The following is an 18,080-nucleotide window of genomic DNA, read 5'->3' on the forward strand; positions in this document are numbered from 1 at the left end:
TCCCAGAAATCAGGCGCTGTGCGGCGGAATTTCATCCGCGTAGATGTCGGTCCAGAGCTCTTCGAGCGCCGGTTCCGGGCTGGTTTTCGCAAATTCGGCGCTCTCGTTGACCACCGCTTTGATCTCTTTGTCGATGGCTTTGAGGTCTTCCTCGCTGGCGTGGCCGCCGGTCATGAGGATGGAGCGCACGGCTTCGATCGGGTCGCGCTCTTCACGCATTTTCTGCACTTCCTCGCGGGTCCGGTATTTCGCCGGGTCCGACATGGAGTGGCCGCGGTAGCGGTAGGTTTTCACTTCGAGAATGTAGGGGCCTTTGCCCGCGCGGCAGTGGGCGACAGCGCGCTCACCGGCCTCTTTCACGGCCAGAACGTCCATGCCGTCCACTTCCTCGCCTTCGATCCCGTAGGCCGCGCCGCGTTCCCAGTAAGACGGGGATTTCGTGGAGCGCTGGGTCGAGGTGCCCATGGCGTATTGGTTGTTCTCGATGACGAAGACCACCGGGAGATCCCAGATTTCCGCCATGTTGTAGGTCTCAGCGACCTGGCCCTGGTTGGCCGCGCCATCGCCGAAATAGGCGAAGGTCACGTTGTCATTGCCTTTGTATTTGTCGGAGAAGGCGAGGCCGGCGCCGATCGGCACCTGTGCGCCGACGATACCGTGGCCGCCGTAGAAATGTTTCTCTTTCGAGAACATGTGCATCGAGCCGCCTTTGCCCTTGGAATAACCGCCTTCGCGGCCCGTCAGCTCGGCCATCACGCCGTTCGGGTCCATGCCGCAGGCGAGCATGTGGCCGTGGTCGCGGTAGGAGGTGACGCGCTTGTCGCCCTCTTTCGCGGCGGCTTCGAGCCCGACCACGACGGCTTCTTGGCCGATATAGAGGTGGCAGAACCCGCCGATGAGGCCCATGCCATACAGCTGGCCGGCCTTTTCCTCGAAACGACGGATAAGAAGCATGTCTTTGTAATAGGCAAGAAGCTCGTCTTTGGAGACGTTCGCTTTGCTTGCCGGTTTGGATGCTGTTTTACGGGGTGCCATCAGGCCTCCTCCTCCAAGATCACGGCTGATAGTTTAGTGTTAAACTATATAATAACGATGGTGCGACATGATTGCACGGTTTTTCTGCTATGCATTGCGGGTGGCAGGTATGCATTTTGGGAATGTCGGGGTTTTGTGAGCGCGGTCATCGACTTTTAAGGTCGCAATGGCTATCTTGCGGCCTGCGTAAAGGGCATTTCCTGCGTTTGCTGCATTTCTAGCGCAGGGCTTCGACGCCGATCTTGGCAGCGAGATCGTTTCCACGAGGCCGAAAGGCCGCTCCGACCCCTTAGAGCTAAGGAAGCGCCTCTAGTGGATATTTGAAAGGCTCGACTGTTGGTCGAGCCTTTTGTTTTGTCACCGGCAATACTGAATCTGCGCCTGATACCGGGCTGCCCGCGCCGCGACGCCATCCGCCACGTTCAGCAGCCATGTCTTGCCATTGTGAGAGCCGCGCCGATAGCCGGTGCGGCCTTCGTGATAGGCGAGGTAGCTGTTGCGGGCGTCGGAGTTGGAGATGCCGAGGGCGGCGTTGTTTGTCGAGACATACCAGCCGATGAAGTCGGTGGCGTCGCGGATGTTGCTGCGGTTGGCGCCGGCGCGGCCGGGGCCGTTGCGGTAATCGTCCCAAGTGCCGTCGAGGGCCTGCGCATAGCCGCGTGCGGAGCTGGCGCGGCCTTTCGGGATGATGAAGAACACATAGCGTTTCGGCGGGCGGGCCGTCGCGCGGAAGGTGGATTCCTGATAGATCAGCGCCATTTGCACATGGACCGGCACGCCCCATTTGCGCTCGGAAGCCAGAAGGGCGGAGCGGTAATGCGGGCGTTCGCGGAAGATCGAACAGGCGTCTTCAGGGTTGGACGGGGCGCCGCCACTGCTGCCGCAGGCGGTGAGGGTCAGAAGGCTGAGGCCGCCCAGCATGACGTGGCGCCGGCTGGGGCAATATGTGGCGGTCGAAATGTCGGCGTTCTGTGTCATCGGATGCCTTTCGGGCAGGGATGTCAGCGAATGACGATTTCGTCGGCGCGCAAGTAGCCCAGAACGTCACGGGCCTGCTCGTCGAGAAGATCGAGATCGAGATAGGTGTCGGACATGCGGAGAGTTTTGTTGCGCATCACGCCAAGCTCTTCGTCGAGTTGGCCGCTCACCGTCTGCAGATCGGACAATTCTGCCTCGATCTGCAAACGGCGAAACAATCCATACTCACCCTGCACGGCGGCGAAGGTGAAATAGCCACCCAGGGTGACCATGACGCCACTGTACAAAAGCACAGTCAGCGACGGACGTTTGCGCGGATGAGCCATGATAGGCTTCTTACCTTTGTATGAAGATGCCTTGCGACATCTGCTCTGCCTCACGGGGCTCTCTCTTTGGTGGATCGCCTCCGTAAACATCTTATGCCACAGGTGATTCGCTATGTGAATCCCAAAAACGAATCATCTGCAAAAAAATGCTGAAATAAAAAGGCGCCCCGGTTGGGACGCCTTTGTCAGATTTTAACAGTGCCAGACTTTGCCTGTGTCAGACTTTGCCAGTCTCGCGTGCGGGGCTTAGCCCGCGATGGAGGCTTTGTAGATGCTGTCCACGGCGGTCGCGAGCATCGCGTTGAAGTCTTCATCGGACTGTTTCGCGTTCAGACCTTCGGAGAGGGCGCGGGAGAAGGAGGCGATCATGCCGGTGTTTTTCGACAGGATTTCGTTGGCCTCGTCGCGACCGTAGCCGCCGGAGAGGGCCACGACTTTCAACACGCGCGGGTGATCGACCAGCGGTTTGTAGAAGTTGGCCTCGGTCGGCAGGGAAAGCTTGAGCATCACCTGCTTGTTTTCCGGCATGGCGTCGAGATGTTTGAGGATCTCTTCGCGCAGGATCGCTTCGGCTTCGGCCTTGTCGGAGATGGTGATGGTCACTTCCGGCTCAAGGATCGGCATCAGGCCGCCCGCGATGACCTGATCACCGATGGCGAATTGCTGATCCACAACGGCTTTGATGCCTTCCGGGTTGGCGGCGTTGATCACGGAGCGCTCTTTGGTGCCGAAGACGCCGAGTTTGAAGGCGCGCGACAGCAGGTGGTCGAGACCCGGCATCGGTTTCATGAGCTGGACGCCATTCTCTTCGGCTTCGAGACCCTTGTCGATTTTCAGGAAGGGTACGACGCCCTTCACATCCCAGAGGTAGGAGGGGGTCGGCTTGCCTTCGACCATACGGTCCATGGTCATCTCGAAGAGGATCGCGCCAAGCACCTTCTCGCCGGTGAAGGCCGGAGAGGTCATGATGCGCGAGCGCATTTCGTGGATCAGGTCGAACATCTGTTCTTCGCCAGAATATTCATTCTCTTCGATGCCGTAGAGTTTCAGCGCTTTCGGGGTGGACCCGCCCGACTGGTCGAGTGCTGCGATGAAGCCCTGGCCTTCGCCGACTTTGGCGGTCATTTCCTGAATGGACATGTCTTTCCTCTTTTGGCTCTAATCTGTCCCCTCGCGGGGCGCTTTGGAGTTCTTAACCGGGTTAACCCGCCCGGCAATCGGTCGCAATCGTGGTGGCGCTAACGTCTTGATCTTCTTTTATTTGGTGGCGCTAACGGTCGATCTTGCCCGAAAGCTAGGCCGTTTTGGGCGCGGGCGTTATGATCTGGCGCAAGGTCGGGTTTCATAACGGCCATGCATCCGGAGCAGGGCGCGCGCAGGGGAAGAGCCGCGCATGGAAAAGCCCGCACGCGGCGGGCTTTTCCAATCTTATCCGAGGGCGACGACGCCCGGCAGGGCCTTGCCTTCCATCCATTCGAGGAAGGCACCGCCCGCTGTCGAGATATAGGTGAAATCTGCGGCGGCCCCGGCTTTGTTGAGCGCGGCCACCGTGTCGCCGCCACCTGCGACGGACACGAGCTTGCCTGCTTTCGACAGGTCCGCAGCTTTTTGCGCAGCGGCGTTGGTCGCCATGTCGAAGGGCTCGATCTCGAACGCGCCGAGCGGGCCGTTCCAGATCAGGGTTTTGGCCCCTTCGAAGATCTCAGAGATTTTCTCGACCGATTTCGGACCGGCATCGAGAATCATCGCATCCGCCGGGCATTCGGTGGTCGGGACAACCTCGTTTTCTGCCCCGGCTTTGAATTCACGCGCGACGACCACATCGACGGGAAGGACGATCTCGCAGCCCGCTTCGCCTGCTTTCTTGGTGATCTCGCGGGCGGTTTCGGCCAGATCGTGTTCGCAGAGCGATTTGCCGACGTCCACGCCCTCAGCGGCGAGGAAGGTGTTCGCCATGCCGCCGCCGATCACGAGGTAATCAACCTTGCGTACGAGATTGCCGAGAAGGTCGAGCTTGGTGGAGACTTTCGCCCCGCCGACGACGGCCACGACCGGGCGCTCGGGGGTGGAGAGCGCGCCTTCGAGGGCGGACAGCTCGGCCTGCATCAGGCGACCGGCGCAGGAGGGCAGGAGTTTCGCGACGCCTTCGGTGGAGCCATGCGCGCGGTGCGCGGCGGAGAAGGCGTCATTGACGTAAACATCGCCGAGGGCCGCGAGGGAGGCGGCGAATTCGCCGTCATTGTCGGTCTCGCCCTTGTGGAAGCGGGTGTTCTCCAGCAGAAGCACTTCGCCGTCGCCCAACTCCGACACCGCTTCTTTGGCTGCGCCGCCGATGCAGTCGGTCGCGAATTTCACGGGAACGCCAAGCACTTCGGCCACGGCGTCCTTGATCAGGCCGAGGCTCATGTCCGGCACGACCTGACCTTTCGGGCGACCGAAATGCGCCAGAAGCACCGGCTTGCCGCCCTTGGCGAGAATGTCGTCGATGGTCGGCTTGATCCGCTCGATCCGGGTGGCGTCGGTGACTTTGCCATCCTTGACAGGCACGTTGATGTCGACGCGGGTCAGCACCACCTTGCCAGAGAGTTCCATGTCGTCGAGGGTTTTCCAGGCCATATTGAAAAGTCCTTTTGAGAAGGTTGGGCATCTGTTGGTAACTGTTTGACCGCTCATCACCGCTTCGTCAACCGCGCGTGAGAGGATGCGCGAAGACAGGTGCAGATCGGCCTTTCCCTTGTGGCATCAGCACTCTACACTGCGCAAAATTTTGACCCTATTCTGACCCGGAGGAGGCATTCATGGCCGACATCAAGGATCCCGAAAACACCATCATCATGACGCTGGACGGCGGCGAGGTTGTGATCGAACTTCTGCCCGATATCGCACCGAAACATTGCGAGCGCATGAAGGAACTGGCGCGCGCTGGTGCTTATGATGGCGTGGTGTTCCACCGCGTGATCGACGGTTTCATGGCGCAAACGGGCGACGTGAAATTCGGCAACCAGAACAAGGATTTCGAACTGCGCCGTGCGGGCACGGGCGGCTCTGATCTTCCGGACGTTCCGGCTGAATTCTCCGGCATCCCGCATGATCGCGGCACGCTGGGCGCGGCCCGGTCGCAAAACCCGAACTCCGCCAACTCGCAGTTCTTCATCAACTTTGCTGACAACCACTTCCTCAACCGCCAGTACACGGTCTATGGCCGCGTGATCTCCGGCATGGAAGCGGTGGATAAGATCACCCGCGGCGAGCCGCCGATGTATCCGGATGCGATGATTTCCGTGAAGGTGGCCGCCGATGTTTAAGCCGCTTGTCCTGATCGCCGCACTGGCCAGTGGCCCGGCGTTCGCGACCGGTCTCGACATCACGGTTGAGGGGGAGGCCAATGGTCTCATCCATATCGACCTGCTCGACGATGTCGCACCGGGTCACGTCGCGCAAATCACCAAGCTCGCTTCTGAGGGCGCCTATGACGGCGTGGTGTTTCATCGCGTGATCGACGGTTTCATGGCGCAGACCGGCGATGTCGAGTTCGGCAAAATGGGCTCTGAGATGTTCTCCATGCAAATGGCCGGGCGCGGTGGGTCCGAGCTTCCCGATCTCAAGGCGGAATTCTCTGATGTTGCGTTCGAGGCCGGTGTGGTCGGGATGGCGCGCAGCCAGAACCCGAACTCCGCCAACAGCCAGTTCTTCATCATGTTCGCCCCGGCACCGCATCTGAACGGTCAGTACACGGTTGTGGGCAAGGTCACCTCCGGCATGGATGTGGTCAACGCGATCAAGAAGGGCTCCGGCGCGAACGGTGCTGTGATCGGTGCGCCGGATGTGATGAGCTCGGTCAAAGTCACGGACTGAAGGCGAAAGCTGATCTAAGATGTAAGAAAGGGCGCCTTTGAGCGCCCTTTCTTAAAACTCGAAGCGGATGGCCGCGTTGGCAAGCCCGTCGCCCGCGCCGTAGCCGCCCGAGAGATCGAGCGATGTGCTGCCCCGCAGGTAGATATTCGCGCCGAGAAGGGCGACGCCATCCTCCGGGTCTTCAAAGGGGACGGAGACCATTTCCGTCAGGGAGATGCCGTCGCTCACCGGGTGGCGATAGGCCAGTTCCAGCGCGGCGGGGGCGTCATTCGCCTCGTTGTAAGACAGCGTGCCGGTCATCTGACCCGCGCCGAGCGCGCGCGAGCCCTGAAGCTTGGCATTGGTGTCATCAGAGGGGCCGGAGATATATTCCAGCGCCGCCTCGATCCGCCATGCGCCCGCCTCCCAACCGCCGCCGAGGCCGAGCACCGTGGTGTCATACTCATCGACATAATGCAGAGAGGTCGCGACATTGGCGTTCGCATAGCTCAGGCCGTAGGGCAGGTATTTGTCCTCGGTGATTGTGCCGTCCGTGAGGCGGCTGAACCCGGCGCCGGTGCGGCGGAGCGCCTCCGGCAGCATCACATCGGAGATCATCGGGCGGGCATATTGATCATAGGCCGGGCGCGGGTTGCCGATTTCGAACCGCTCTCCGGTGGAGAGGCTATAGCTCAGCGCGCCATAGGTTTCATGGGTGCGGCCCAAGGTGCCGAAGGCCCCGAAACTCAGCCCGAGCCCGTCCCATGTGGTGGACCATGTGCCGTCGCCGCCAAACCAGAGATCCTGATCCTCGACGGTGGACGCGCCAAGCGCGATCCAGCCGTCACCGGTGATCCATGTGTCGGAGCGTCCTGTGTCGGCCTGTGAGGCGGAGGCGAGGCTTGCGAGAGCAAATGTGAGAGCTGTGAGTCTGATCATGGTGAATATTCTGCGCCTGAAACCGGAAAAAATCCATGAATTTCAAATTAAAAAACCGTGTGCGATGCAGGTCGCACACGGTTTGAGAGGGTTTGTCGGGTGGGGTTAGCCTTTGCAGACCACCAAAGCGTGACGCTTTTTGCCCGCGGAGAGCTTCATCGGCTCTTTCAGCATGTCGGCGGTGACCAGAAGGCCAGCGTCCTTGTGATCTTCGTCATTCACCTTGGCACCGCCCTCAGAAAACAGGCGTTTCGCCGCTTTGCCGCTGTCCGCGAGGCCGGATTTGACAAAAAGTTGCACGATGGAGATGCCGTCGCCGATGTCGGAGGCGGAAAGTTCCACGGTCGGAAGGTCATCGCCCACGCCGCCTTTCTCAAACACTTCGCGCGCGGTGGCCTCAGCCGCTTTCGCAGCCTCTGCGCCGTGCAGGAGCGTCGTGACCTCGTTGGCGAGGATGATCTTGGCTTGGTTGATTTCAGACCCTTCGAGAGCCCCGAGGCGCTCGCATTCTTCCACCGGGAGATCGGTGTAGAGTTTGAGGAAACGACCAGTGTCGGCATCGGTGGTGTTGCGCCAGAACTGCCAGAACTCGTAGGGCGAGAGCATTTCAGAGTTCAGCCAAACCGCGCCGCCTTGGGATTTGCCCATCTTGCGCCCGTCCGAGGTGGTCAGGAGCGGGGTGGTCAAGCCGTAGATTTCATTGTCGAGCACGCGGCGCGTCAGGTCGATGCCGTTGACGATATTGCCCCACTGATCCGAGCCGCCCATTTGCAGCAGACAGCCGTAACGGCGGTTCAGCTCAAGGAAGTCATAGGCTTGAAGGATCATGTAGTTGAATTCGAGGAAGGACAGCGATTGCTCGCGGTCGAGGCGCGATTTCACGGATTCAAAGGACAGCATCCGGTTGACGGAGAAGTGCCGCCCGATGTCGCGCAGGAATTCGAGGTAGTTCAGCTCGTCGAGCCATTCGGCGTTGTTGCGCAACAGAGCGCCGTTGCCGGGCTGGGTCTCGTCGTCCGCATAGTCGAGGTAGCGGTCGAAGACTTTCTGCATGCCGCTGATGTTGTCGTCGATCTGCTCGGGCGATAGGAGCGGGCGCTCATCAGAACGGAAAGACGGGTCGCCGACTTTCGTGGTGCCGCCGCCCATCAGGGTGATCGGTTTGTGGCCGGTTTTCTGGAACCAGCGCAGCAGCATGATGTTCAACAGGTGCCCGACGTGCAGAGATTTCGCCGTGGCATCATAGCCGATATAGGCGGTGACCATCCCTGTGTTCAGCGCTTCATCCAGCTCCTGCAGATTGGTGCAATCCGCAAGGAAACCGCGTTCGATAATGACGCGGAGAAAGTCCGATTTGGGATGGTAGGTCATCTCTCACATTTTCCGTTCAATGGGTCAGCGCGGCCTGATATATCGGGGTGAGCACCAAAGGGAAAGAGTGTGATGAGCGGTAAGTGTAAGACGGATCCGAGATGGGTCGCGGGTTGTATGTCCGGCACCTCGCTCGACGGGGTGGATGTCGCGCTTTTGCGAACGGATGGTGTGACGATTTTCGAGTTCGGGGACAGCGCCTTTCGGCCCTATTCGGAGGCCGAACAAGACATGTTCCGCGCAGAGCTTGGCGTCTGGCAGGCCTCTGACGCGTTGAACGAGCTTATCGAGACGGCCCATGCCGAGGCGCTCTCAAAGCTGGACGGTTTCGAGCTTGTCGGCTTTCACGGACAGACATTGGCCCATGCGCCCGATGAGGGGCGGACCTATCAGGCTGGTGACGGCGCGATACTGGCGGAGGTGACGGGCGCACCCGTGGTCTGGGATTTTCGCTCCTCCGACGTGGAAATGGGCGGGCAGGGCGCACCGCTTGCGCCGTTCTATCATCACGCGCTGGCCCGCTATATCGGCGCGACCGGCCCGGTGGTCTTTCTCAATCTTGGCGGCGTCGGCAATCTGACATGGGTTGATCCGGCTCTGACGGATCCCGCTGCACCGGGGGCGTTGCTGGCGTTCGACACCGGGCCTGCGAATGCGCCCGTCAACGATCTGATGCGTGCGCGGCGTGGTGAGACCTATGACGCGGACGGCGCGCTTGCCGGGGCCGGGCAGCCGGATATGGAGATTGTCGCCAAAGGGCTGGCGCATCCCTATTTCTACAAGATGCCGCCCAAGTCTTTGGATCGAAATGATTTCCACGGGGTGCTTGAGGCTGTCGAGGCCTTGCCCGATGCAGATGCCGCCGCCACGCTCACCGCGTTTGCCGCCGCTTCTGTGGCCCGCGCGATGGACCATTGTCCGCGCCCGCCCGAGGCGCTCTATGTCACCGGCGGCGGGCGGCATAATGCGACGCTTATGACGATGATTGCCGCCGGGGTGGATTGCCCGGTGTCACCTGTGGAAGCGGTCGGGCTGGATGGCGATATGCTTGAAGCTCAGGCTTTCGCCTATCTCGCAGCGCGCGTCTTGCGCGGTTTGCCGACCTCTGCGCCCTCGACCACGGGGGTGCGCACGGCAATCGGTGGCGGGCGGGTGTCTCGGTCGGAAAAGCGGTCCTGACGGCGCGACTGTGCGCCGCGACGTGAGAGTGGTCACGCCAAATGCAGTCCCCGCGTGGGCGGAGCAAAGGTGAGATCAAGATGTCAGGACATTGGTTTTGGCGAGAAACGGGCAACTGGCAGATTTTTGACAAAACCTAAGTTTTGTCGCCAACCCACCAGCGCCTTTGATACTCGGAACACTCGAAAAATCCGGGGCCACACTCCCCCCCAGAACCATTTAACAAGGTTAAGTTAACGTAAGGTCATTTTTGCGCTAGTGCGTAAAACCTTACCATTCGGGAAAATCAGCGGGGAAAAACGGAACCATTCTCCCCCTTCTTTTGCGATTGGAGCGCAATCGTGCAAAATAATTTTGTCGCCGGGGCATGAGAGGCGGCGTAGTTTGCAGAAATGGCCGCCTGAACGGCGCTCAAGAGAATCGTATCAGAGGCGCTTCGGGCCATATTCTTAAAGCGGGGCTGTGAGGCTCAGCGCGGGATGTCGAAGCCCGGAGCGGCCAACTCAAACCCTTCGAACCGAAAGCCCGGCGAGACGGTGCAGCCGACCAAAGTCCAGTCCCCGGTCGAGCGGGCGGCTTGCCAATGGCCGGTCGGGACGATGAGCTGCGGCGCTTCTCCGGCGAAGATATCCGGGCCGAGGGTCAAATCGCGGGCGGGGCCTTTCTCCGTCTCGGAGAGTGACAGGATGAGCGGCGCGCCCGCGTAGTAATGCCAAATCTCGGCCGCATCAACGCGGTGCCAATGGCTGTTTTCGCCCTGTTTCAGCAGGAAATAGATGCAAGTTCCGGCGGGCCGCGCATCGCCCTCAGTCTCGGCGATCCATGTCTGGCGGTAATAGCCGCCTTCGGGATGTGGCGCGAGGTTTAGATGGGCGATGATCTCGTCGGCTTGCATGATCTTAAGGACCTTCCTGTCTGCGCGATGAAAAAAATGGGAACCGAATGCCGTCTGAGGCGTTGGGCCCTCAGAGATAAAGACAACGGGAGACCTCCATGTCCAAGAAAATTATTCTGGCGCTGGCCTTCGCCGCGCCGACGCTCGCTGCCTGTACGACCATGAATGGCACCGACCAAGCCACCGCCTTTGGTGCCGCCGCCGGGGCCGGGATTGGCTATCTGACCGCCGATGCGCTCGGTTCGAGCGACGAGTGGAAAGTGCTCGCCACGCTGGGTGGGGCCGCCGCAGGCTCCGTTGTCGCGAAAAACGACAATGCCGCGACCTGTGCCTATTCCAATGGCGACGGCACCTATTACACGGCGAAATGCCCGTAACAGCGGCGTGACAAAAGATGTGAGAAGGCCCCTCAAGCGGGGCCTTTTTCATGTCCGGTTTAGGCTTTGGTGCGGGTGAGGCGCGTGACCAGCCACATGGCGCAAAGCGCGCCCGCCGTGTTGAACACCAGATCGAGCGCGGTGTTCACATAGCCGCCGACATTGGTGTCCGGGACCAGAAGGACGGCGGTGAATTCGATGATCTCATTGACCACGCCAAGCCCCATCGCGCCGAGGGCGGGCAGGGCGACAGCGGTTTTCGTGCCTTTGAGCATCGGAAAGCTGTGGGTCATGATGTGCCACAAGAGCCAAGCCGAGATGCCGAAACCGTAGAAATGGACGACCTGATCGTATTTGAGGATCGTCATCTCGCCATCGCTGATGATCGGAATGAGCTGGAGCGTGTAGAGCACCGAGCCGTTCACCGGCACGCCGCCGCCGGCCATATGCAAAAGCCCCCAGACCGACAGCGCCCAAAGGAGTTTCGGCGGGTATTCCACCTTGCGCAGGCTGGTCGCGACGAGGCCGATCAGGATCAGCATGGTCACGACATAGACGATGAATTCGAAATTCCCGATGGCAAAAAACCAGAGCGTGAATGCGATGACATAGGCGGCGGTGAACAGGCCGACCTGTTTTTCCGCGCGGGTGATGGGGCCCATGGTGATCTCCTTCGTTTTCGAGATCATTATGCGGATGAATGTCGAAAGAAAGGGGAAAAGGGACTTTAGATCAGCGGGATATGCGGGGCGGCGGTCTTGGGAAGCGGGCCGTTCATACGCGGATCGTCCATCACCTCGATGGCGCGCCCGTAAGGTTTGAAGCCGGAGCGGATGTAAAATCCCACGGCTTGCGGGCTGTCGAGGGTGCAGGTGTGCACGAAAAGCCGCTTGATCGGGCGGGTGAAGGCCTTGTCCAAAGCGTGCTCCATGAGCCAGCGTCCGGTGCCGCCTCCGATCAGGCTTGTGTCCAGCCCGAAGAAGGCCAGTTCGGTGTTCTCGGCATCGCGGAAATCTAGTTCGAGCAGCCCCAAATCCACGCCGTCCTTGCGGGCGGAATAGACCTCCACCTTCGGATCGGTCAGGATCGCGGAGAGCTTGGCGTCCTCCATATACATCCTTGAAAACCAAAGCCAATCCGCCCCCACGCGGGTGTAGAGCGCGCGGTACCAGTCGAGCGTCGGAGCCTCATGGCGCACCAGTTCGAGACCGGGCTGTTCTGGCGCGGGCCGGGGGGCGGGGCGCTCGAACATTTCAAGGTAAGTGACAATGGCGGCGAGCTTGCCGGAGGGCAGGTCGTGGAGGCCGTCGGGGAGGGTGCTTTTAGTGTCGCTCATGCTTTCAGTCATCGTTTGTCGAAGTGTGAGGCAAGCATTTTTGATGCTGCAGAGGGCTTGATTGGGTAGTCCGAGAGAATACCCTTGAAGTCAGATTTCCCCTCCTCAATGATTTCAGCAATGCGACCCGTTTGATTTTCTGCTTGCCTTGTGGAGAACCTCATTTGAACGCACGTGCCACCAAACCCCCACGCGGGGTGTTCTGTTTGATAGCCACGAGCCAGAGTTAAACCGCTGTCTCCACTGATCATTCTGAAGGAGCCATGCTCAGAGCAGAACCTACTGGTGACATAGAGGCCGAAGCCTGAATTCCCCCAAAACTCGTCTTGCTCAAATCGCTCTTCTCGAGATACGCCGGAAACACCCGGAAGCAAAGCAAACTTAAGCGCTTCTCGGTTAGTCGAACAATCTATGTATTCGTTGTCATACAAAGTGTTCGCGATGCCAATACCATTATCACAGACAACAATTTCCGCCGTGTGTTGGCTTGGCCAGTGTTGTCCCATAACCACAAGACTACTTCCTTCGCTGTGCTCCGCAGAGTTTCTCATAATTTCGCGCAAGCAATATTCAAATAGATCGAAGGCAGCCCCTTCCGAGGCTTGGCAGAGGACTTGTGAGAGTTCTGACGAATAACTTGTGAGATATTTTCCAACAGGCTCATCCCCACGATCAGCGAGGATTTTCGAAATAGAAAAGGATCTAATTGGAGTGTAATTTTTAGATCCGGTAGCGGAATCTGGAGTGTTTCCTAAAGCAAATCCCATGTAGTTAAAGAGACCAATATGTTGTGCATACCCTCCGAAGTTATTCTTAGGGTACTTTAGCAGAAACACTGTATTTTTAGATTTATCGACCATTTCCTTGAATTGGTTTGCGAGAAGCAGCATGGCGAAAGGCTCGCCATAGGAAGTCTCAGACATATCCAAGAGGAACTCGTCGTATTTATCCAGTAAAAGCTTTCCTAGATTTAGATCGTAAATATGGCTCGCTAGTTTTAGGCTCCTAGGAGTCTTAATTGTCAATCTGCTCATGATTAATTGGTTCTATCTTTCAACGGCGAGTATTGGGGTCTTAGGTTTGATAAATAAAGTCTAATTGAATAAAAAGCCCCACCAATCTGGCGGGGCTTTCTCTATTTCGTCAAGCGGTGACGCTTATTTCTTGAGGATCGACGTCCCGGCATATTCCGCCGTGGCACCCAGTTGTTCCTCGATGCGGATCAGCTGGTTGTATTTGGCCATCCGGTCAGAGCGGGACATGGAGCCGGTTTTGATCTGGCCGCAGTTGGTGGCGACAGCAAGGTCGGCAATCGTCGCGTCTTCGGTCTCGCCGGAGCGGTGCGACATCACGTTGGTGTAGCGGGCGCGGTGGGCCATATCGACGGCTTTGAGGGTCTCGGAGAGCGAACCGATCTGGTTCACTTTGACCAGCATGGAGTTGGCAACGCCTTGCTCGATGCCGGAGGCGAGACGCTCCGGGTTGGTCACGAAGAGATCGTCGCCCACGAGCTGAACCTTGTCGCCGAGTTTCTCGGTCAAGAGCTTCCAACCGGCCCAGTCGTCCTCGGCCATGCCGTCCTCGATGGAGATGATCGGGTAGTCGTTGCAGAGCTCGACGAGGTAGTCGGCGTTTTCCTCGCTGCTCAGCGATTTGCCTTCGCCCTTCATCTCGTATTTGCCGCCCTCGTAATACTCGGTTGAGGCGCAATCGAGGGCGAGGTAGATGTCTTCGCCCGGCTCGTAGCCCGCTTTCTTGATCGCGGCGAGGACGAAGTCCAGCGCTTCGCGGGTCGACGAGATGTTCGGGGCAAAGCCGCCTTCGTCGCCGATACCGGTGTTGTAGCCCGCAGCGGACAGCTCTTTTTTCAGGGTGTGGAACACTTCGGAGCCCATGCGGATCGCTTCTTTCACGCTGGTGGCGGAGACCGGCATGATCATGAATTCCTGGAAGTCGATCGGGTTGTCGGCATGCTCGCCGCCGTTGATGATGTTCATCATCGGCACCGGCAGAACGCGGGCGGAGGAGCCGCCAACGTAGCGGTAGAGCGGCAGGGCGGAGTAGTCAGCGGCGGCTTTCGCGCAGGCGAGCGACACGCCGAGGATGGCGTTGGCGCCGAGGCGGGCTTTGTTCGGGGTGCCGTCAAGTTCGATCATGACGGCGTCGATGGCTTCCTGCTCGGTTGCGTCCATGCCGACGAGCGCCTCAAGGATTTCACCGTTCACGGCAGCGACCGCTTCGAGCACGCCTTTGCCCATGTAACGGGACTTGTCGCCGTCACGCTTTTCCACGGCCTCGTGGGCCCCGGTGGAGGCGCCCGACGGCACGGCAGCGCGGCCCATGGTGCCGTCTTCGAGGATAACGTCCACTTCCACGGTCGGATTGCCGCGGCTGTCGAGGATTTCGCGACCGATGATGTCGATGATGGTGCTCATGGCTTTATGTCCCTTTGCAAAGTTTGATTGGCGGGCCAGTCGCTTGCTTGATAGCAGCCGGGGCGGGCAGGTCAACAACGCATACGCTAACATGGCGCGGCTCTTTGTGTCTGGGTGCGGGTAAAGCTACGTTCTGCAAAGGTTTTGTGACGATTGCCCGCCAAAGCGGCAGCCAAGAAGACTGCGCGCCGGGCCGGTTCAAATGCCCGGTTCGGCCAGATCGGAGCGCAGCGCCGCACGGTTGAGCCGCGCCAGTTTGCGTTCGCGCAAAAACGTGTAGAGACCGGAGCCGATGATCAGGGCGGAGCCCGCGAGGGTCATCAGATCGGGGCGTTCGTGGAACACCAGCACCCCGCCGATCATGGTGAAGATCAGGCGGGTGTAGCGGAACGGGGTCACGGCGGAGGCATCGCCCATGCGCATCCCGGCGACGATCAGGGCATAGCCGCCGACAGCGGCGCCGATCGCGAGCAAGGTTTTGATACTGTGGACAAGATCGGGCATCACAAGCGTTGCATCCGCGAGCCACAGATTGATGATCGCAGCCGGGATCACGGTCAGGAAGGCTTGGAACGAGACGACAGAGGAGGGGACGGCGGCGTCCATCACCCGCGTCATCAAATCCCGAGAGGCGACCGCGATCACCGCGACGAGCACCCAAAGCACCTGTGGATCAAACCCGGAGATGCCGGGGCGGATGATAAGGAGAACGCCGAGAAAACCGACGACAATCGCGCTCCAGCGCCGCCAGCCGACGTTTTCTTTGAGGAACAGCGCGGCGCCGAGGGTGACGACCAGCGGCATGGATTGGAACACCGCTCCGACGGTTGAAATCTCGACCCGCGACAGGGCGGTTGCAAAGGAGATGGTTGCAATGCCTTCGGTACAGGCGCGGATCACCACTTTCGGGCGCCAGTTGCGGGGCACAAAGATCGGGTCGCGGTTGATCTTTGCCCAGGCCAGAAAGATCAATGTGCAGGCCACCGAAATAAAGAGCACCACCTGACCCACCGGCAGCGCGCCGGAGAGGTGTTTGATGAACATGTCTTCCACGGTGAAAAAGGCCATGGAGGCGATGATCATGAAAATGGCGCGTAGATTATGCATATGGCAGCCCCTGAAGTGCGTCCTCCTGCCATGCACGTTGCGCGGCGCTCTTGCAATTGGGTGGAGCCGCAGACGGGGGGTGCGGGAAAGCGCTCAGTTCTTTTTCTTCACGCCGTAAAGCTCGAACCGATGGCCTTTGAGATCATAGCCGAGTTTTTCGGCGATGCGTTCTTGGAGCGCTTCGATCTCCGGATCGACAAATTCGATGACATGGCCGGTGTCGAGATCGATCAGGTGATCATGATGCGCGCGGTCGGCGGTCTCGTAGCGCGCACGGCCATCGCCAAAGGCCAGTTTTTCGATGATGCCACGTTCTTCGAACAATTTCACCGTGCGGTAGACCGTCGCCAGAGAGATGCGTTTGTCCTTTTCCGAGGCGCGGGCGTAAAGCTCTTCCACATCGGGATGATCTTCGGCCTCTTCGAGGACGGAGGCGATGACCCGGCGCTGGTCGGTCAGGCGCAGGCCTTTGGCCTCGCAGCGGGAAAGGATCGTGTCGGTCATGACAGCTCCGATGGTGACAGTCGTTCCCAAAGGTAAAAAAACGGGCGGGAGAGGTCCAGCCCGGTTTTGCAAATCTGTCGCAACATCTGCGCGCCCGCACCGCGCTCACTTGAGCATGGAGAGCATGGTCTTGTCGAACATCCGATGGGGCAGGGTGCGGCGGAGCAGATAGAGCAGTTTGGAATATTTCCCGGCGCGGTAGATGGTCTTGGGGTTCGGGTCCGAGATGGCTTTGGAAATCGCCTTGGAGATCACGCTTGGGGGCGAACCTGCGGCGCTTCCCGCCTTGCGCAGGGCGTCATAGATCGGTTTGTAGGCCGGTTCTTTTTCGTTGCGGTCCAATTCTTTCGCCAGAACATCTGTGAAACCGGTCTCGATGAAGCCCGGCGCGACGAGGATCATTTCGATACCCTTGTCCCCAACTTCGAGACGCATGGCGTTGGTGAAGCCTTCAACGAAGAATTTCGTGCCGTGATACCATGCGCCGAGCGGGGTGTGGATGGTGCCGCCGACGGAAGAGATGTTGATGATCCGGCCTGACCCATGTTGGCGCATATGCGGCAGGACGAGCTGGGTCATGCGGGCCAGACCCATGATATTGACCTCAAGCTGGCGGCGTCCGGCCTCCATCGGAATGTCTTCCACCGCGCCGTAGGTGGCATAGCCCGCGTTGTTCACCAAGACGTCGATCCGCAGCTCTGTCTGGATCAATTCATTGACCACCGAGGTCATGGAGGCGTCATCGGTCACATCCAGCGGCAGCACTTTACCCCCGGCCTCATAGATCGGGCGCATCGCCTCTGTGCGCCGCGCGCCGGCGTAGACGATGTGACCTTCCTTCAACAGATCGAGCGCGGTCTGCATCCCGATGCCGGAGGAGGCGCCCGTGATCAGGATGACTTTCTGGGACTGGTTTGAGAAGGACATCTGGCGTCCTTTCTTTGACCTTTTCAGGCGTAACATGCAATAAGTGACCAATGGTCATTAAATTAATGACCGACGGTCATTTGTAAAGCGCAAAGCGGAACCCCCGAGGCGGGCGAAAGGCATGGCATTGATGGAGAACAAGAAAAGGGCACGCACGAAGGCCGAGAAGACGGACCGTCAGGCCGGTATTCTCTCCGTGGCGCGTGCCTTGATCGAAGAATCAGGCTTTGACGCGCTCACCATGTCGGGGCTGGCGAAACGCGCAGGTCTCGCCAAGGGGACGCTCTATCTCTACGTCAAAACCAAGGAACAACTCTTCGCACAGCTCTTTGTCGAGGCGCTGTCAGATTATGTGACGGCGGTGATCCCGCATCTGGGCGAGGACGAGGCGCTGATCGGCGCGATGATGCGGGAGGCGAAGGGTGTGCCGCTGTTCCTGCCGCTGATGGCGCGGTTGACGACGATCATCGAGGCGAACCTGTCGCAAGAGGCTCTGATCGCGACGAAACGGGCTGTTGGGGCGGAAGGGGCACGTCTGGCGACGGAGTTGGCGCGTGTGCGGGGCATGGAGCCTTTGGCGGCGTTCGAGCTGGCGCATGCCTTGGTCATCGCGTTGCAAGGGGCGGCGCAATTGGCGGTGCCGCGCCCGGTGTTCTTTGATGAGCTTCCCGAGGATGTGCGCGCGATTTACGAGCAATCGGATGCGGAGGTGGCCTTTGCCGCGACAGCGCGGATGATCCTGAAAGGGGCGTCTTGAAGGCGCGCTGAGGGGGAAAACCGCCTGTCGGCAAAGCGTCGGCTTTGCGTCGGACTTTCGTCGGCCTTTTGTTGGAGCTG

Annotated in this window: 20 protein-coding genes; 5 read left to right on the top strand and 15 right to left on the bottom strand. The window is 59.5% G+C overall.

Annotated elements, in window-relative coordinates; translation table 11 throughout:
- Window positions 1-9: 9 nt before the first annotated feature.
- The 5 genes from pdhA to ACYBHZ_RS06225 form a co-directional block, all read right to left on the bottom strand.
- Window positions 10-1,035, bottom strand: a complete 1,026-nt coding sequence (gene pdhA / locus ACYBHZ_RS06205) for a pyruvate dehydrogenase (acetyl-transferring) E1 component subunit alpha (protein WP_460273385.1) — start codon at window positions 1,033-1,035, stop codon at window positions 10-12.
- A gap of 357 nt (window positions 1,036-1,392) precedes the next feature.
- Complete coding sequence (locus ACYBHZ_RS06210; protein WP_460273886.1) at window positions 1,393-1,956, bottom strand: transglycosylase SLT domain-containing protein; 564 nt, start codon at window positions 1,954-1,956, stop codon at window positions 1,393-1,395.
- Between the two features lie 80 nt (window positions 1,957-2,036).
- Window positions 2,037-2,339: an FtsB family cell division protein gene (locus tag ACYBHZ_RS06215; RefSeq protein WP_460273386.1), complete on the bottom strand. Its 303-nt coding sequence runs from the start codon at window positions 2,337-2,339 to the stop codon at window positions 2,037-2,039.
- A gap of 246 nt (window positions 2,340-2,585) precedes the next feature.
- Window positions 2,586-3,479 (bottom strand): fructose bisphosphate aldolase, encoded by an 894-nt coding sequence (locus tag ACYBHZ_RS06220; protein WP_460273387.1) that lies wholly within the window; start codon window positions 3,477-3,479, stop codon window positions 2,586-2,588.
- Window positions 3,480-3,767: 288 nt separating this feature from the next.
- Complete coding sequence (locus tag ACYBHZ_RS06225) at window positions 3,768-4,955, bottom strand: phosphoglycerate kinase (RefSeq protein ID WP_460273388.1); 1,188 nt, start codon at window positions 4,953-4,955, stop codon at window positions 3,768-3,770.
- A gap of 182 nt (window positions 4,956-5,137) precedes the next feature.
- Here ACYBHZ_RS06225 and ACYBHZ_RS06230 point away from each other — a divergent pair, with 182 nt between their 5' ends.
- Together ACYBHZ_RS06230 and ACYBHZ_RS06235 are read left to right on the top strand one after the other, a co-directional pair.
- Complete coding sequence (locus ACYBHZ_RS06230; RefSeq protein WP_460273390.1) at window positions 5,138-5,644, top strand: peptidylprolyl isomerase; 507 nt, start codon at window positions 5,138-5,140, stop codon at window positions 5,642-5,644.
- Window positions 5,637-6,194: a peptidylprolyl isomerase gene (locus ACYBHZ_RS06235; RefSeq protein ID WP_460273392.1), complete on the top strand. Its 558-nt coding sequence runs from the start codon at window positions 5,637-5,639 to the stop codon at window positions 6,192-6,194. The genes ACYBHZ_RS06230 and ACYBHZ_RS06235 overlap by 8 nt, the downstream gene beginning before the upstream one ends.
- A 51-nt stretch (window positions 6,195-6,245) precedes the next feature.
- Here the strand turns inward: ACYBHZ_RS06235 and ACYBHZ_RS06240 are convergent, their stop codons facing one another.
- Both ACYBHZ_RS06240 and tyrS read right to left on the bottom strand, forming a co-directional pair.
- A complete protein-coding gene (locus ACYBHZ_RS06240; RefSeq protein ID WP_460273393.1) occupies window positions 6,246-7,112 on the bottom strand; it encodes a hypothetical protein in 867 nt (288 codons plus the stop codon).
- A 105-nt stretch (window positions 7,113-7,217) separates the two neighbouring features.
- The gene (tyrS, locus tag ACYBHZ_RS06245; protein WP_460273395.1) at window positions 7,218-8,483 is read right to left on the bottom strand and encodes a tyrosine--tRNA ligase; all 1,266 of its coding nucleotides are present in this window, start codon (window positions 8,481-8,483) and stop codon (window positions 7,218-7,220) included.
- Window positions 8,484-8,555: 72 nt separating this feature from the next.
- Here tyrS and ACYBHZ_RS06250 point away from each other — a divergent pair, with 72 nt between their 5' ends.
- On the top strand, window positions 8,556-9,662 hold the full coding sequence (locus tag ACYBHZ_RS06250; protein WP_460273396.1) for an anhydro-N-acetylmuramic acid kinase: 1,107 nt from the start codon (window positions 8,556-8,558) through the stop codon (window positions 9,660-9,662).
- Between the two features lie 469 nt (window positions 9,663-10,131).
- On the opposite strand, the gene ACYBHZ_RS06255 is transcribed toward ACYBHZ_RS06250, so the two are convergent.
- A complete protein-coding gene (locus tag ACYBHZ_RS06255; RefSeq protein ID WP_460273397.1) occupies window positions 10,132-10,557 on the bottom strand; it encodes a cupin domain-containing protein in 426 nt (141 codons plus the stop codon).
- A 98-nt stretch (window positions 10,558-10,655) separates the two neighbouring features.
- On the opposite strand from ACYBHZ_RS06255, the gene ACYBHZ_RS06260 reads away from it, so the two are divergent.
- Window positions 10,656-10,934 (top strand): glucose-6-phosphate isomerase, encoded by a 279-nt coding sequence (locus ACYBHZ_RS06260; protein WP_460273398.1) that lies wholly within the window; start codon window positions 10,656-10,658, stop codon window positions 10,932-10,934.
- Window positions 10,935-10,993: 59 nt separating this feature from the next.
- On the opposite strand, the gene ACYBHZ_RS06265 is transcribed toward ACYBHZ_RS06260, so the two are convergent.
- The 7 genes from ACYBHZ_RS06265 to ACYBHZ_RS06295 form a co-directional block, all read right to left on the bottom strand.
- A complete protein-coding gene (locus ACYBHZ_RS06265; protein WP_460273400.1) occupies window positions 10,994-11,596 on the bottom strand; it encodes a DUF2238 domain-containing protein in 603 nt (200 codons plus the stop codon).
- Between the two features lie 65 nt (window positions 11,597-11,661).
- Window positions 11,662-12,270 carry a GNAT family N-acetyltransferase gene (locus ACYBHZ_RS06270; RefSeq protein ID WP_460273401.1) on the bottom strand — a complete coding sequence of 203 codons (609 nt, stop codon included), beginning with the start codon at window positions 12,268-12,270 and terminating at the stop codon, window positions 11,662-11,664.
- Window positions 12,271-12,278: 8 nt separating this feature from the next.
- On the bottom strand, window positions 12,279-13,304 hold the full coding sequence (locus ACYBHZ_RS06275) for an ATP-binding protein (protein WP_460273402.1): 1,026 nt from the start codon (window positions 13,302-13,304) through the stop codon (window positions 12,279-12,281).
- A 123-nt stretch (window positions 13,305-13,427) separates the two neighbouring features.
- Entirely contained in the window at window positions 13,428-14,705 is a 1,278-nt protein-coding gene (eno, locus tag ACYBHZ_RS06280; protein ID WP_460273403.1) for a phosphopyruvate hydratase, read from the bottom strand.
- Window positions 14,706-14,903: 198 nt separating this feature from the next.
- On the bottom strand, window positions 14,904-15,812 hold the full coding sequence (locus ACYBHZ_RS06285) for a DMT family transporter (protein WP_460273404.1): 909 nt from the start codon (window positions 15,810-15,812) through the stop codon (window positions 14,904-14,906).
- Between the two features lie 93 nt (window positions 15,813-15,905).
- Window positions 15,906-16,316 (bottom strand): Fur family transcriptional regulator, encoded by a 411-nt coding sequence (locus tag ACYBHZ_RS06290; RefSeq protein WP_460273405.1) that lies wholly within the window; start codon window positions 16,314-16,316, stop codon window positions 15,906-15,908.
- A 105-nt stretch (window positions 16,317-16,421) separates the two neighbouring features.
- Window positions 16,422-17,243, bottom strand: a complete 822-nt coding sequence (locus ACYBHZ_RS06295) for an oxidoreductase (protein ID WP_460273406.1) — start codon at window positions 17,241-17,243, stop codon at window positions 16,422-16,424.
- Between the two features lie 121 nt (window positions 17,244-17,364).
- Between ACYBHZ_RS06295 and ACYBHZ_RS06300 the strand changes: the two genes are divergently transcribed.
- Window positions 17,365-18,000: a TetR/AcrR family transcriptional regulator gene (locus ACYBHZ_RS06300; RefSeq protein WP_460273407.1), complete on the top strand. Its 636-nt coding sequence runs from the start codon at window positions 17,365-17,367 to the stop codon at window positions 17,998-18,000.
- Window positions 18,001-18,080: the final 80 nt, after the last annotated feature.

The organism is Celeribacter sp. ULVN23_4 (assembly GCF_054788345.1).

What these genes read in the sequence shown, in the direction of transcription:
- pdhA (WP_460273385.1), bottom strand. Translation starts at nt 1,035, where the DNA reads ATGGCACCCCGTAAAACAGCATCCAAACCGGCAAGCAAAGCGAACGTC.
- ACYBHZ_RS06210 (WP_460273886.1), bottom strand. Translation starts at nt 1,956, where the DNA reads ATGCTGGGCGGCCTCAGCCTTCTGACCCTCACCGCCTGCGGCAGCAGT.
- ACYBHZ_RS06215 (WP_460273386.1), bottom strand. Translation starts at nt 2,339, where the DNA reads ATGGCTCATCCGCGCAAACGTCCGTCGCTGACTGTGCTTTTGTACAGT.
- ACYBHZ_RS06220 (WP_460273387.1), bottom strand. Translation starts at nt 3,479, where the DNA reads ATGTCCATTCAGGAAATGACCGCCAAAGTCGGCGAAGGCCAGGGCTTC.
- ACYBHZ_RS06225 (WP_460273388.1), bottom strand. Translation starts at nt 4,955, where the DNA reads ATGGCCTGGAAAACCCTCGACGACATGGAACTCTCTGGCAAGGTGGTG.
- ACYBHZ_RS06230 (WP_460273390.1), top strand. Translation starts at nt 5,138, where the DNA reads ATGGCCGACATCAAGGATCCCGAAAACACCATCATCATGACGCTGGAC.
- ACYBHZ_RS06235 (WP_460273392.1), top strand. Translation starts at nt 5,637, where the DNA reads ATGTTTAAGCCGCTTGTCCTGATCGCCGCACTGGCCAGTGGCCCGGCG.
- ACYBHZ_RS06240 (WP_460273393.1), bottom strand. Translation starts at nt 7,112, where the DNA reads ATGATCAGACTCACAGCTCTCACATTTGCTCTCGCAAGCCTCGCCTCC.
- tyrS (WP_460273395.1), bottom strand. Translation starts at nt 8,483, where the DNA reads ATGACCTACCATCCCAAATCGGACTTTCTCCGCGTCATTATCGAACGC.
- ACYBHZ_RS06250 (WP_460273396.1), top strand. Translation starts at nt 8,556, where the DNA reads ATGAGCGGTAAGTGTAAGACGGATCCGAGATGGGTCGCGGGTTGTATG.
- ACYBHZ_RS06255 (WP_460273397.1), bottom strand. Translation starts at nt 10,557, where the DNA reads ATGCAAGCCGACGAGATCATCGCCCATCTAAACCTCGCGCCACATCCC.
- ACYBHZ_RS06260 (WP_460273398.1), top strand. Translation starts at nt 10,656, where the DNA reads ATGTCCAAGAAAATTATTCTGGCGCTGGCCTTCGCCGCGCCGACGCTC.
- ACYBHZ_RS06265 (WP_460273400.1), bottom strand. Translation starts at nt 11,596, where the DNA reads ATGGGCCCCATCACCCGCGCGGAAAAACAGGTCGGCCTGTTCACCGCC.
- ACYBHZ_RS06270 (WP_460273401.1), bottom strand. Translation starts at nt 12,270, where the DNA reads ATGAGCGACACTAAAAGCACCCTCCCCGACGGCCTCCACGACCTGCCC.
- ACYBHZ_RS06275 (WP_460273402.1), bottom strand. Translation starts at nt 13,304, where the DNA reads ATGAGCAGATTGACAATTAAGACTCCTAGGAGCCTAAAACTAGCGAGC.
- eno (WP_460273403.1), bottom strand. Translation starts at nt 14,705, where the DNA reads ATGAGCACCATCATCGACATCATCGGTCGCGAAATCCTCGACAGCCGC.
- ACYBHZ_RS06285 (WP_460273404.1), bottom strand. Translation starts at nt 15,812, where the DNA reads ATGCATAATCTACGCGCCATTTTCATGATCATCGCCTCCATGGCCTTT.
- ACYBHZ_RS06290 (WP_460273405.1), bottom strand. Translation starts at nt 16,316, where the DNA reads ATGACCGACACGATCCTTTCCCGCTGCGAGGCCAAAGGCCTGCGCCTG.
- ACYBHZ_RS06295 (WP_460273406.1), bottom strand. Translation starts at nt 17,243, where the DNA reads ATGTCCTTCTCAAACCAGTCCCAGAAAGTCATCCTGATCACGGGCGCC.
- ACYBHZ_RS06300 (WP_460273407.1), top strand. Translation starts at nt 17,365, where the DNA reads ATGGCATTGATGGAGAACAAGAAAAGGGCACGCACGAAGGCCGAGAAG.